Origin of the sequence: Halomonas sp. EF61 (genome assembly GCF_040147045.1) — a bacterium.
In the GTDB taxonomy this organism is placed as follows: Bacteria; Pseudomonadota; Gammaproteobacteria; order Pseudomonadales; family Halomonadaceae; genus Halomonas; species Halomonas litopenaei.
Map to the genome: position 1 here is coordinate 1309564 of NZ_JAMSHM010000002.1, position 13384 is coordinate 1322947.

Sequence of the window (13384 nt, forward strand, 5' to 3'; positions counted from 1 at the left end):
CCCTTCGACGGGCAGCGCACGACAGAGACAGTTTCGGTGACTGCCGCCCAGGCGGCAGCACCCGACCCAGGAGAATGATATGGCACACCTGAAGATCACCCCCGCCGCGGCCGACCAGATCCGCCGCGTGCTCGACGAGCGAGGCCAGGGGCTTGGACTGCGGGTCTCGGTCAAGCCCAGCGGCTGCTCCGGCTACAGCTACGTCCTCGACTTCGCCGACGACGTCCAGGCCGACGATGCCCTGTTCGAGGAACACGACGCTCGGGTCTATGTCGCCCCGGAAGCGCTCGAGATGCTAGACGGCAGCGAGGTCGACTACGTCAACGAGGGGCTGAACCGGTTCTTCCGTTTCAACAATCCCAACGTCAAGGACGAGTGCGGCTGCGGCGAGAGCTTTACCGTCTGAATTCGCCGTGATCGCGGCAGAACTCGCCGGCGCAGCGACGAACAATTGTGTTCAAGGCGCCACGAGGACGCTATAATCTGCGCTCTTCGGCGCAACACGCCGCATCGCTTCGTTTTCCCGCGTCGCGCCGCCCCGGTCCCCGGGGCGGCGCGACGCCATCTACCTGGCATCCATGCCCACTTCCTGGGCCCAACTACTGGAGAGTTTCATGGCTACAGAGCGCACTCTGTCCATCATCAAGCCCGACGCCGTCGCCAAGAATGTCATCGGCGAGATCATCACGCGCTTCGAGAAGGCCGAACTGAAGGTCGTCGCCGCCAAGATGGTTCACCTGTCCCAGGAGCAGGCCGAAGGCTTCTACGCCGAGCACAAGGAACGCCCCTTCTTCGGCGACCTGGTGTCCTTCATGACCTCTGGTCCGGTCGTGGTGCAGGTGCTGGAAGGTGACAACGCCATCGCCAAGAACCGCGAGCTGATGGGCGCCACCAACCCGAAGGAAGCCGACGCCGGCACCATCCGCGCCGACTTCGCCTCCTCCATCGACGCCAATGCCGTCCACGGCTCCGACTCCCCCGAGTCCGCCGAGCGCGAAGTGAGCTACTTCTTCGGCGCAGACGAGATCTGCCCGCGCTAAGGGCGTCGGGGTCCGACCCTCGTGATTGCGGCCCCATCGGTGAACGGATGCCCCTGGCATCCGTTCGCTCCTTTCTGCCCACCGACCCGCTGAACCTGCCATGACCACCACCGCTGCTCCCCAACGCGTCAACCTGCTCGGCATGACCCGAGAAGAGATGGAAGCCTTCTTCCTCTCCATCGGTGAGAAGAAGTTCCGTGCCGCCCAGGTGATGAAATGGATTCACCACGAAGGCGTCGACGATTTCGCCGCCATGACCAACCTGTCCAAGGCGCTGCGCGCACGCCTCGAGGAAACCGCCGAGGTACGCGGTCCCAAGGTCGTCTATGAAGGCGCCTCCAAGGACGGGACGCGCAAGTGGGTAGTGGAGGTCGAGGACGGCAGCTACGTCGAAACCGTGCTTATCCCCGCCGACAACGGCAAGCGCCGCACCCTGTGTGTGTCATCCCAGGTCGGCTGCTCGCTGGACTGCAGTTTCTGCTCCACCGGCAAGCAAGGCTTTCAGCGTAACCTCACCAGCGCCGAGATCATCGGCCAGGTATGGGTCGCCTCCAACAGTGGCGGCTCACGCAAGGACAGCGCCAATCGTCCGGTCACCAACGTGGTGATGATGGGCATGGGCGAACCCTTGATGAACTACGACAACGTCGTGCCGGCGATGAAGCTGATGCTCGACGATCAGGGTTACGGCCTGTCGAAACGCCGTGTCACCCTGTCCACCTCCGGGGTGGTACCGATGCTCGACCGCCTGGGCGACGAACTCGACGTCAGCCTGGCGATCTCGCTGCACGCCGCCAATGATGCGCTGCGCAGCGAACTGGTACCGCTCAACCGCAAGTACAACATCCGCTCACTGCTGGACGCCTGCCACCGTTATCTGGCCAAGTGCGACGACACCCGCCAGGTCACCATCGAATACACGGTGATCAAGGACGTCAACGACCAGCAGGAGCATGCCCGTGAACTGGCGGAGCTGTTGAAGGAACTGCCCTGCAAGATCAACCTGATCCCCTTCAACCCCTTCCCCCATTCCGGCTACGAGAAGCCCTCCCGCAATCAGGTGATGCGCTTCCAGCGCTGGCTCTACGAACTGGGTCATACCGCGCCGATCCGGTCGACCCGGGGCGATGACATCGACGCCGCCTGCGGCCAGCTGGTAGGACGGGTCAAGGATCGTACGCGTCGTCACGAACGCTACATTCAGTCGATCCAGATTGACGCCGACTGACCCTGCCGTCTTGACTTCATTCCGGCACGGCGCTTTGATATTCGGGCCTTTTCCTGCCCACGGGCGGGTGTCGCCAGACGCCTTCCCGCCACGGCCAAGCAGCGGGAGTTCGACAACGCCATGACGTGCCAGGCAGACAGCTCAAGCGCCGGCCTGCGCGGCCGGGTCATCGGACTGGCCATCGCGCTCCCCCTGACGCTGACGCTTGCCGGCTGCGCCGTCGCCGTGCCCCAGTCCGACGAGTCCCCCGCCGTCGCCTATCGCAACCTCGGCGAAGCCTACCTGCGCCAGGGCAACCTTCCCCGCGCCACGGCGGCACTCGATCGCGCCGTCTCGCTCGATCCCGATGACGCCGCCGCGCTGCAGGCCCTGGCACTGATTCACCAACGCCAGGGGGAAGCGGCGCTGGCGGACGAGTTCTTTCGACGCGCCCTCGATGAAGACCCGAACTTCACCCGGGCACGCAACAATTACGCCGCCTTCCTGTATGATCGGGGGCAAACCGGTGAGGCCTGCGAGCAGCTTGAACAGGCCAGTCACGATATACACTATGCCCACCGGGCCCAGCTGTTTGCCAACCTGGGACGCTGCCGGTGGGAACTCGGCGAGGTCGAGACGGCCAGGGCGGCGCTGGAGCGATCCCAACGCATCGACTCGAGCCTGCCCGCGAGCCACTTGACCCTCGCCGAACTGGAATACGCACAGGGCAACCTTATGCGCGCCCGATCACAGCTGGATCGCTTCGTGAGCCAGGCGGGATGGACCACCGCCGCCAGGCAGCTTGCCGCTAGCCTGGGAGACGCCGACACCGGCGCCCGGACATCGGCCGAACCCGACCAGCCTTCACGCGCGCTTTGATCACTGTTTACACGATGAAGGAAGCTCAGCCATGAGCGACAGTCAGTACACCGACTCCGAGGTCTCCTTGTCCAAAACGCCCTCCGGGGACGCCTCTCCCGGCGCCTTGCTGTGCCATGAACGAGAGAGCCAGGGGCTGACCCGCGAGGAAGTCGGGGCAGCCCTCAACCTCCGTCCCGCCGTGATCGAGGGGCTGGAGATCGACAACTACGATGAAGTGCCGGTGGTGACCTACCGACGCGGCTACCTGCGCAGCTACGCCCAGTTGCTCGGCGTCGATGTCGGCCGGGTGATGGCGCTGTATGAAGCGCGCATGGGCAACGAGGAAGTCGAGCGCAAGGTCACCCCGGTGTACATCAACAAGCCCCCCTCGCGCCTGGGCGCCTGGCTGTTTCGGCTGATGACCCTGGTGGTCATCGCCGGCCTGATCGGGCTGACCCTGATGTGGTGGCAGAGCCGTGGTGGCAGCGAGCCGCCCGAGGTCAGCGACAACGGCCCGGTCTCGGTGGACACCATCGACGGCAACGCCGCGGTCAGCGACGAGGGCACCGAGGGCGACGACAACCTGCCCCCGCTGCCCGCCGAGGACAGCGAGATGGGACTGGTCGATGGCGAGCAGGCCTCCGCCGACAGCGCTGCAGAAAGCGCCGGCGCCGAGCCTGGCGCCTCGACGCCGAGCACCGTGGCGGCCACCGAAGCGGCTGCCGCCGAAGCCAGCGAGCCCGCTGACGACAGCGCCAACGACAGCACCGACCAGGCTGCAAGCGTGAGTGCCGACGACGCCAGCGCCGAGCAGACAGCTAGCGCCGACGATGCACAGGGCACCGAGGATGAGGGCGCCGCCGAGGCCGCGCCGGCTGCCGACAGCCGTCGTATCCTCAAGCTGACCTTCAACGAGCAGTCCTGGACCGAGATCTTCGACAGCACCAATACCCGTGTCTTCGTCGGCCTGCAGTCACCGGGCACCGAAGCCACCGTGGAGGGCGAGCCGCCCTTCCGCATGACTGTCGGCAACGCCACCGGCGTGGAGTTGTTGTGGGGCGGAGAAACCGTCGACCTGCAACAGCGTGCCGGCAGAAACAATGTCGCCCGCTTTACCCTGGGAGAGTGATTGATCGCCATGCATTCGCACTCACCGATCAAAAGACGCCAGTCACGCCAAATTCATGTCGGTTCGGTACCGGTCGGGGGCGACGCTCCCATCTCGGTGCAGAGCATGACCAACACCGACACCCTGGACGTCGAGGCCACCCTTGGCCAGATTCGTGCCCTCGAACAGGCCGGCGCCGATATCGTGCGCGTCTCGGTGCCGACCATGGACGCCGCCGAGGCCTTCGGTCGCATCAAGCAGGGCACCCAGGTGCCGCTGGTGGCCGACATCCACTTCGACTACCGCATCGCCCTGCGCGTGGCTGAGCTCGGCGTCGACTGCCTGCGCATCAACCCCGGCAATATCGGCCGTGAAGACCGCGTCCAGGCGGTGGTCTCCGCCGCCCGTGACAACGGTATCCCGATCCGTATCGGCGTCAACGCCGGCTCGCTGGAGAAGGACCTGCAGAAGAAGTACGGGGAACCGACGCCGGCGGCCCTGGTCGAATCGGCGATGCGCCATATCGATCACCTGGATCGCCTCGACTTTCCCGACTTCAAGGTCAGCGTCAAGGCCTCCGACGTGTTCATGGCGGTGGCCGCCTACCGTGACCTGGCCTCACGCATCGAGCAGCCGCTGCACCTGGGTATCACCGAGGCAGGCGGTCTGCGTTCGGGCACCGTCAAGTCCTCCATCGGCCTTGGCATGCTGCTGATGGACGGTATCGGCGACACCATCCGGGTATCGCTGGCAGCGGATCCGGTCGAAGAGGTCAAGGTCGGCTTTGACATGCTCAAGAGCCTGCGCCTGCGGGCCAAGGGTATCAACTTCATCGCCTGCCCAAGCTGTTCGCGTCAGAACTTCGACGTCATCAGCACCATGAACGCCCTCGAAGAGCGCCTCGAGGATGTGATGACGCCGCTGGACGTGGCCGTCATCGGCTGCGTGGTCAACGGCCCCGGCGAGGCCAAGGAAGCCGACCTGGGTCTGACCGGCGGCACCCCGGCCAACCTCGTCTACATCGACGGCAAGCCCGCCAGCAAACTGCGCAATGACCACCTGGTCGACGATCTCGAGGCGCTGATTCGCCAGAAGGTCGCCGAGAAGGAAGCGACAGAACGCGACGTCATCGCTCGCCTGTAACGCTCTCGCCCGGCGGCAGGCCGGGCGAGGGCCGTGACTACGGCGAGACCAAGGAGCAAGTTTTGAGCAAGAAGATCCAGGCCATCCGTGGCATGAATGACCTGTTGCCCGACGCCTCGCCGGTGTGGCAGTACTTCGAGTCCCAGGTTCAGGCGCTGATGAAGCGCTACGGCTACAACGAGATCCGTACCCCTATCGTCGAGCAGACGGCCCTGTTCGCCCGCTCGATCGGCGAGGTCACCGACATCGTCGAGAAGGAGATGTACACCTTCGAGGACCGCAACGGCGACAGCCTGACCCTGCGCCCCGAGGGCACCGCCAGCGCGGTTCGCGCGGCGATGGAACATGGCCTTCTGTACAACCAGACCCAGCGGCTGTGGTACACCGGCCCGATGTTCCGCCACGAGCGCCCGCAGAAGGGCCGCTACCGTCAGTTCCATCAGGTCGGGGTCGAGACCTACGGCCTGGAAGGCCCGGACATCGACGCCGAAGTCATCCTGCTGTCGGCGCGTCTGTGGAAGCAGCTCGGCCTGTTTGATCACGTCACCCTGGAGCTCAATTCGCTGGGCTCCAATGAGGCGCGCGCGGCCTACCGCGACACCCTGGTGGCCTACTTCGAGCAGCACCGCGAGGTCCTCGACGAGGACTCGCTGCGCCGCCTGACCAGCAACCCGCTGCGTATCCTCGACTCGAAGAATCCGGCCATGGCCGAGATGCTGAGCCAGGCGCCCCAGCTGATGGATCACCTGGATCAGGAGTCCCGCGAGCACTTCGAGGCGCTGACCGCGCGCCTCGACGCCGCCGGCATCGACTACGTGATCAACCCGCGCCTGGTGCGCGGTCTCGACTACTACTGCCGCACCGTGTTCGAGTGGACCACCGACGCTCTCGGCAGCCAAGGCACCGTGTGCGCCGGCGGACGCTACGACGGCCTGGTCGAGCAGCTCGGCGGCAAACCGACCCCGGCGGTGGGCTTCGCCATGGGCATCGAGCGTCTGATCCTGCTGCTCGAGACCCTGGACATCGTGCCGCAGGAGGCCCGCGCCCCGCTCGACGCCTACGTGCTGGGCATGGATGCCACCACCGACGGCGACGCCATGGCCCTGGCCGAGCGCCTGCGCGATGAACTGCCGGCCCTTGGCGTGCAATTGCACTGTGGCGGCGGCAGCTTCAAGAGCCGCATCAAGAAGGCCGATCGCAGCGGTGCCCGCCTCGCCCTGCTGATCGGCGAAAACGAACGTGAAAACGGCCAGGTGGCGATCAAGTTCCTGCGTGACGACCGCGAACAACGCGTGGTCGAGCAAGCGTCCTTGGCCACCACCCTGACGAGCCTGCTGTCCGAGTGACGGCACGACCATTAGAAGGAGACCGCCCGTGGCGGAGCTGAGAACCGAAGAAGAACAGCTTGAGGCGATCAAGCGCTGGTGGAAGGAAAACGGCACCTCGCTGCTCGCCGGTGCGGTACTGGCCGCCGCTGGCGTGTTCGGCTGGAACGCCTGGCAGGACTACCAGCAGGGGCAGGCCGTGGCCGCCTCCAGCAGCTACCAGCAGCTTCTTGACCTGGCCAGCCGCGACAGCCTCGACGACGGGGCCCTGGCCCAGGCCCAGGGGCTGGTCGACACCCTGCAGGAAGACCACGACGGCACCCTGTACAGCGAGCTTGCGCTGCTGCTCGAGGCCCGCCTGGAGGTCGACGCAGGCGATGTCGAGGGCGCCCGCGAGTCGCTGGAGACCCTCATCGAGGGCAGCGACGATGGTTACCTGACCGGCCTCGCCCGCCTGCGCCTGGCGCGCCTGCAGAGCGCCGAGGGCAACCACGAGACCGCCCTTGCCACCCTCGACGGTGACATCCCCGAGGCCCTGGCCGCCCAGCGCGACAACGTGCGCGGCGACATCTACCACGCCACCGGCCAGCACGACCAGGCCGCCGAGGCCTGGCAGAGCGCCCAGTCACTGGCCGAAGAAAGCGGTCAGCCGCTCTACGGTATCTCGCTCAAGCTCGACGACCTCGGTGATCAGGAGGCCACCCTATGAAGACCCCGTTTAACCGAACCCGGATCGCCCTGGCGACCGCCGTCACCCTGACCGCCCTGCTGACCGGCTGCGCCAGCAAGTCCGAGCCCCAGTATCCGCCCAAGGAGCTCAAGGACTTCGCCGAGTCCACCCGGGTCGAAACCCGCTGGAGCGAAGGCGTGGGCGCAGGCCTGGGTGAGGCCACCTACCCCATCGAACCTGCCCTGGCCGGTTCCACCCTGTTCGCCGCCGACGAGGAAGGCATGGTCGAGGCGTTCAACACCGCCAACGGCGACACCCAATGGGAAGCCGAACTGGATTCACCGATCTCCAGCGGTATCACCGCAGTGGACGGCGATCTGTTCCTCGCCACCCGCAACGGCGAGGTGGTCGCCCTCGACCAGCGCAATGGCCGGGTCAAGTGGCGTACCCGTGTGCCCAGCGAAGTGCTGGCCGCGCCCCAGCCGACCACCCAGCTGTTGATCGTGCAGGCGGTGGACGGCACCGTGACCGCCTTGGATCGCCTGTCCGGTGATCGCCAGTGGGTGTTCAGCGCCAATATGCCGTCGCTGACCCTGCGCAGCACCGGCACCCCCACCGCCATCGATCAGGTGACCTTCGCCGGCTTTGCCAACGGCCGTCTGTCGATCATCGACAACCGCTCGGGCCAGCAGATCTCCGAGCGCACCATCGCCGTGGCCACCGGCATGAATGACATCGACCGTCTGGTCGACCTGGCCGGCCAGCCGGTGCTGACTCCGGACGGCCGCCTGTTCGTGACCAGCTTCAATGGTCGCCTGGTGGCGCTCAACGCCCAGAGCGGCGAGACCCTGTGGTCGACGCCGTTGTCCAGCTACCACACCCCGGTGCTGGTGGGCGAGACGCTTTACGTGGTCGACGAGGCCAGCCGCCTGATCGCCTTCGACGCCAACAGCGGCAACGAGCTGTGGCGCCTGGAGGACCTCTACGGTCGCTCGGTGACCGCCCCGGCCTTCGCCGACGGCCGCATCGTGCTCGGCGACGCCGAAGGCTATGTGCACTTTATCGACGCCAGCAGCGGACGCCTGGTCGGCCGCACCCATATTGACGGCTCAGGCATCAGCGTGCGCCCTCTCACCGACGGCAAGCGCGTGTACGCCCTGGCCAATGACGGAAGCCTGGAGGCTCTGGACATCCGCCCATGACCCCCGTGATCGCACTGGTCGGCAGGCCCAATGTGGGCAAGTCGACCCTGTTCAACCGCCTGACCCGCTCTCGCGACGCCTTGGTGGCCGATTTCCCCGGCCTCACCCGGGATCGCAAGTACGGCAACGGTATGCTCGGCAACAAGGCCTACACCGTCATCGACACCGGCGGCATCAGCGGTGACGAGGAAGGCATCGACGCGGCCATGGCCGAACAGTCGCTGCAGGCCATCGACGAAGCCGACATCGTGCTGTTCCTGGTGGACGCGCGTGCCGGCCTCAATGTCGCCGACGAGGCCATCGCCAACCACCTGCGGGTCAACCAGAAGAAGACCTGGCTGGTGGTCAACAAGACCGACGGCCTCGAGGAACACTCGGCCATGGCCGACTTCTGGCAGCTCGGTCTCGGCGATCCCCGGCCCATCGCAGCGGCCCACGGCCGCAATGTCACCGCGCTGATCGACGAGGTGCTCTCGCCGTTCCCCGAGCGCGACATGGACATCCCCGCGGACACCGGCAGCAAGGGTATCCGCATCGGTGTCATCGGTCGTCCCAACGTGGGCAAGTCGACCCTGGTCAACCGCCTGCTGGGCGAGGACCGGGTGGTGGTATTCGATGAAGCCGGCACCACCCGCGACGCCATCGAGATCCCCTTCGAGCGTCGTGGCAAGCCCTACGTACTGGTCGATACCGCCGGCGTCCGGCGGCGCAAGAACGTCACCGAGGTGGCCGAGAAGTTCTCGATCATCAAGACCCTGGACGCGATCAAGGAGTGCCACGTCGCGATCATGGTGCTCGATGCCCGCACCGGCCTGGTGGAGCAGGATCTGCACCTGCTCGACTATGTGCTGACCTCGGGCCGCGCGCTGGTACTGGCGGTCAACAAGTGGGACGGCCTGGAAAGCGAGGCCAAGGACAAGATGCGCGCCGAGATCAAGCGCCGTCTGGGCTTCGCCGACTACGCCGAGCTGCACTTCATCTCGGCCTTGCACGGCACCGCCGTGGGCGACCTGTACCCGTCGCTGGAGCGCGCCTTCGCCTCCGCCAACAGCCACTGGTCGACCAACCGTCTGACCACGCTGCTGCAGGACGCCGTCGAGCAGCACCAGCCGCCGATGGTCCACGGCCGCCGGATCAAGCTGCGCATGGCCCACCAGGGCGGCAGCAACCCGCCGATCATCGTGGTCCACGGCAACCAGACCGACAAGCTGCCCGAAGCCTACAAGCGCTACCTGACCAACACCTTCCGCAAGGTGCTCAAGGTCCGAGGCACGCCGATGCGCTTCGAGTTCCGCTCCGGCAAGAACCCCTACGACCGACTGGCCGAAGCCTCCGACAAGGAAAAGGCCAAGAAGCGCGAACTGGGGCGCACCAAGGAGGCGCGCAAGAGCCGCCGCTAAGCGTCACCGGCGTCACTCGCCGCTCTTTCGCCCCTGGTGTTGAACGACAACGAAACGCCCGGTCCCTCGCCAGAGGAACCGGGCGTTTTCGTGCACGCATGCTGCCGGATGTCGAGACCATGCCTCGCTCGCTGCTGAGCCTGGCCTGCAAGCCTGCGGCAGCGCCTCAGGCTTGCTCTGCCAGGCGACGAGCCCCTACCCAGTCCAGCGCAAACTGGTAGGCACAGCGGCCGCTGCGTCCACCTCTCATGGTGGCAAAGCGGGTGGCCGCCACCGGCGCTTCGTCATCCCAGTCCTGCGGCTGGCCCAGGCGCTCGACCCAGTGGCGACAGGTATCGAGATAGGTCTCCCGGTTGAACGGATGAAACGCCAGCCACAATCCGAAGCGGTCGGACAGCGAGATCTTCTCCTCCACCGCGTCGCCGTGGTGCAGCTCCTCGCCGTCCGGCGTCAGGTGGCTCTGCTGGTTGTCGCTCATATGCTCCGGCATCAGGTGGCGCCGGTTGGAGGTGGCGTAGATCAACACGTTTTCCGGGGGGCCGGTCAGGGTGCCGTCGAGGACACTCTTGAGCGCCTTGTAGGCGTCGTCGGAGCCTTCGAAGGACAGATCATCGCAGTACACCACGAAGCGCGCCGGTTCGTGACGCAACTGCTCCACCAGCAGCGGCAGTCCGGCCAGGTCGTGGCGGTCCACCTGGATCAGCCGCAGGCCTTCATCGGCCAGGGTATTGAGCAGCGCGCGCACCATCGACGACTTGCCGCTGCCACGAGAGCCCCACAGCAGCGCGTGATTCGCCGGCAGGCCACGCAGAAAGGCCCGCGTATTGGCCAGCAGCTCGCGCTTCTGGCGCTCCACCCCGACCAGGTCGTCCAGGCTCAGGGCATCCCGAGGCGGCACCGGCACCAGTTGCCCGCCGAGGGCGTGGCGCTGCCACAGCGCAGCGACGTCACGACGCCAGTCCACCGCAGGGCGGGGCTCGGGCAGCCAGGGTTCGACGCGATCGAGAAGGGCCAGCAGACGCTGGGCGAGTTGAGTGTCCATCGGGGCAGGTGTCCTTGTAACAAATGATGGCCGCCGGTCAGGGTCTGTCGCTGGTTAGCGACCGGCCGTGCACTACCTTTGCGGTTGACCCTTCCAGCAGTCCGGGTATCTTGAGGCCAGTTGCCACCGATTCTACACGCTCGGGCTCGACCCCGGCGGATCATGACAAGGAGACCCCCCATGCGCTGGATGAAGGCCGTGGGCGCCTGCGCCCTGATGGTTACCGTTGCTGCCTGTTCCACCTCACCCACTGGTCGCTCCCAGATGCTGTTGCTGGACGAACAGCAGCTCAGCCAGATGGGCGCCCAGGCCTTCGACCAGTACCAGCAGGAGCTGCCCACCGTGAGCGGGCGCCAGCTCGAGTACGTGCAGTGCGTGACCCGCAACGTGGTCCAGGCGCTGCCGCAAGACCAGCGCAACCAGAACTGGCAGGTCAAGGTGTTCGAGTCCGAGGACGCCAACGCCTTTGCCCTGCCGGGCGGCTACGTGGGGGTCAACACCGGCCTGCTCGACGTCGCCACCAACCAGGACCAGCTGGCCACCGTCATCGGCCACGAGATCGGCCACGTGCTGGCCCATCACGCCAACGAGCGCGCCTCCACCGAAAGCGCGACCCAGCTTGGCATGTCGGTGGTCGGTACCGCCCTCGGCTCCCAGGGTGTCACCGGCAGCGACCAGCTGATGGCGGCCATGGGCATGGGCGCCCAGTACGGCATCCTGCTGCCGTTCTCGCGCAGTCACGAGAGCGAGGCCGACACCATCGGCCTGCAGCTGATGGCCGACGCCGGCTTCGATCCCCGCGCCAGCGTCCAGCTGTGGCAGAACATGAGCGCCGCCGGCGGCGGCCAGCCGCCGGAGTGGATGTCCACCCACCCGGCACACGGCAACCGTATCGCCGGGCTCGAGGCGGGCATGAACGACGCCATGGCACGCTACGAGCAAGCCCAGGCCCGTGGCCTGACGCCCAGCTGCAAGGCGCCCTGAACCAGAACAGCCCCTGCCCTGCAGCCTGTCCCCAGGCTACTGACAAGGGGGCATCTATCGCCGCGGCCTCTATTCCTGGAGGCCTCGGCTCCCGTCACTTCCACGCTTCGTTGGTGCCATGAAACTCACCTCCACCAGGCTCGGCCTGATCCTGCTCGTCGTGCCCATTGTGGTGTTGTTGACCCTGTTCTTTGTGGAACTCGGCGATATCCGCCAGTGCGAACTGGTCGACCAGGGCCACTGGAACTACCTGGCCGGCCACTGTGGCGACACGCCGTCGCCCTTCGTCCCCTGGATCGTTCGCAGCCCCTGGCTGGTCAACGGCGGCCTGCTGGTGTCGGTGGTCGGGCTGGGGCTGTGCATGCTGGGACTCTACCGTCGACGCGGCTGAATCGCGGCGCGTGGCTGCTGGCTGACGACCAGGGGCTGACGGCTCCTGACCGACGACATCGACGCCCAACGACATCGACGCCCAACGACAACGGCGCCCCATGGCGATGAGCCAGGGGCGCCGTTGTCGTTGCTGCCGATGTGTCCGCGAAAGCGGCTTCAGCCGGCGTCGAGCTCTGCTCGCAGCCTGCGGTGCAGCGGGCCGGTATCCGGCGTGACGCCACGCCAGCGTTCAAAGGCCGCCGCCGCCTGTTCCACCAGCATGCCGAGACCATCGCTGGTGCTCGCCCCTCGCTCGGCCGACCAGGCCAGAAACACCGTCGGCTCGGCGCCGTACATCATGTCGTAGGCGACAGCCCCCTCGTTGAAGAGATCCTCAGGCAGCGGCGGCAGGTCACCGGCAAGGCTTGCGCTGGTGCCGTTGATGACCAGGTCATAGCGCTCGTCAGCGGCGTCATAGCCACCGCCCTGGATGGGGCCCAGGTCGGCGAAATCCCGCGCCAGCGCCTCGGCCTTGGCGGCGGTACGGTTGGCCAGCCGCAGCGAGGCGGGACGTCGCGACAGCAGCGTCTCCAGCGCGCCGCGCACCGCGCCTCCGGCACCCAATACCAGAATACGCGCACCTTCGAGCCTCACTCCCTGACGCTCCAGGTCGGCGACCAGACCAGTACCATCGGTATTGTGGCCCTCGACGCTGCCATCGGCCTTGAGCGTCAGGGTATTGACCGCCCCGGCCCGCTGCGCCTGCTCGCTCAGGCTGTCGCACAGTCGATAGGCGTCTTCCTTGAATGGCACCGTGACGCTGGCGCCTCGCCCGCCCTCGGCAACGAAGGCGCGCCAGGCACCGACGAAGTCCTCCAGTGGCGCCTCGATGGCGGTGTATTCCAGCGATTCACCGGTCTGCTCGGCAAAGGTGTTGTGGATCGCCGGCGATTTCGAATGCCCCACCGGATTGCCGAACACACAGTAGCGATCGTTCATCGGACGGTTAACCTCGCTCTTGACGTTGTCG

At 66.4% G+C, this 13384-nt stretch carries 14 protein-coding genes; 12 read left to right on the forward strand and 2 right to left on the reverse strand.

Annotated elements, in window-relative coordinates; all coding sequences use genetic code 11:
* Positions 1 to 79 precede the first annotated feature (79 nt).
* The 10 genes from NFI08_RS14710 to der all read left to right on the forward strand — a co-directional run bounded on the left by NFI08_RS14710 (position 80) and on the right by der (position 9956).
* Positions 80 to 406 (forward strand): HesB/IscA family protein, encoded by a 327-nt coding sequence (locus NFI08_RS14710; RefSeq protein WP_045992748.1) that lies wholly within the window; start codon positions 80 to 82, stop codon positions 404 to 406.
* Positions 407 to 614: 208 nt separating this feature from the next.
* Positions 615 to 1040, forward strand: a complete 426-nt coding sequence (gene ndk / locus NFI08_RS14715; RefSeq protein ID WP_045992747.1) for a nucleoside-diphosphate kinase — start codon at positions 615 to 617, stop codon at positions 1038 to 1040.
* 100 nt (positions 1041 to 1140) lie between these two features.
* Positions 1141 to 2268 carry a dual-specificity RNA methyltransferase RlmN gene (rlmN, locus tag NFI08_RS14720; protein WP_108131248.1) on the forward strand — a complete coding sequence of 376 codons (1128 nt, stop codon included), beginning with the start codon at positions 1141 to 1143 and terminating at the stop codon, positions 2266 to 2268.
* A gap of 120 nt (positions 2269 to 2388) precedes the next feature.
* Positions 2389 to 3126, forward strand: a complete 738-nt coding sequence (gene pilW / locus NFI08_RS14725) for a type IV pilus biogenesis/stability protein PilW (protein WP_349590228.1) — start codon at positions 2389 to 2391, stop codon at positions 3124 to 3126.
* Between the two features lie 31 nt (positions 3127 to 3157).
* A complete protein-coding gene (locus NFI08_RS14730; RefSeq protein ID WP_222515679.1) occupies positions 3158 to 4237 on the forward strand; it encodes a RodZ domain-containing protein in 1080 nt (359 codons plus the stop codon).
* A 9-nt stretch (positions 4238 to 4246) separates the two neighbouring features.
* Complete coding sequence (ispG, locus tag NFI08_RS14735) at positions 4247 to 5359, forward strand: flavodoxin-dependent (E)-4-hydroxy-3-methylbut-2-enyl-diphosphate synthase (protein ID WP_045992780.1); 1113 nt, start codon at positions 4247 to 4249, stop codon at positions 5357 to 5359.
* Positions 5360 to 5421: 62 nt separating this feature from the next.
* Entirely contained in the window at positions 5422 to 6705 is a 1284-nt protein-coding gene (gene hisS / locus NFI08_RS14740; protein ID WP_274601852.1) for a histidine--tRNA ligase, read from the forward strand.
* A 28-nt stretch (positions 6706 to 6733) separates the two neighbouring features.
* Complete coding sequence (locus NFI08_RS14745; RefSeq protein WP_045992744.1) at positions 6734 to 7393, forward strand: YfgM family protein; 660 nt, start codon at positions 6734 to 6736, stop codon at positions 7391 to 7393.
* Entirely contained in the window at positions 7390 to 8556 is a 1167-nt protein-coding gene (gene bamB, locus NFI08_RS14750) for an outer membrane protein assembly factor BamB (protein WP_349590233.1), read from the forward strand. Before NFI08_RS14745 ends, bamB begins: the two co-directional genes overlap by 4 nt.
* Positions 8553 to 9956, forward strand: a complete 1404-nt coding sequence (gene der / locus NFI08_RS14755; RefSeq protein ID WP_045992742.1) for a ribosome biogenesis GTPase Der — start codon at positions 8553 to 8555, stop codon at positions 9954 to 9956. The genes bamB and der overlap by 4 nt, the downstream gene beginning before the upstream one ends.
* A 166-nt stretch (positions 9957 to 10122) precedes the next feature.
* Here the strand turns inward: der and NFI08_RS14760 are convergent, their stop codons facing one another.
* A complete protein-coding gene (locus NFI08_RS14760; RefSeq protein WP_045992741.1) occupies positions 10123 to 10998 on the reverse strand; it encodes an ATP-binding protein in 876 nt (291 codons plus the stop codon).
* A gap of 180 nt (positions 10999 to 11178) precedes the next feature.
* Between NFI08_RS14760 and NFI08_RS14765 the strand changes: the two genes are divergently transcribed.
* Complete coding sequence (locus NFI08_RS14765) at positions 11179 to 11982, forward strand: M48 family metallopeptidase (RefSeq protein WP_349590237.1); 804 nt, start codon at positions 11179 to 11181, stop codon at positions 11980 to 11982.
* 118 nt (positions 11983 to 12100) lie between these two features.
* Positions 12101 to 12373, forward strand: a complete 273-nt coding sequence (locus tag NFI08_RS14770) for a hypothetical protein (RefSeq protein WP_045992739.1) — start codon at positions 12101 to 12103, stop codon at positions 12371 to 12373.
* Between the two features lie 158 nt (positions 12374 to 12531).
* On the opposite strand, the gene aroE is transcribed toward NFI08_RS14770, so the two are convergent.
* A complete protein-coding gene (aroE, locus tag NFI08_RS14775; protein WP_349590241.1) occupies positions 12532 to 13353 on the reverse strand; it encodes a shikimate dehydrogenase in 822 nt (273 codons plus the stop codon).
* Positions 13354 to 13384: the final 31 nt, after the last annotated feature.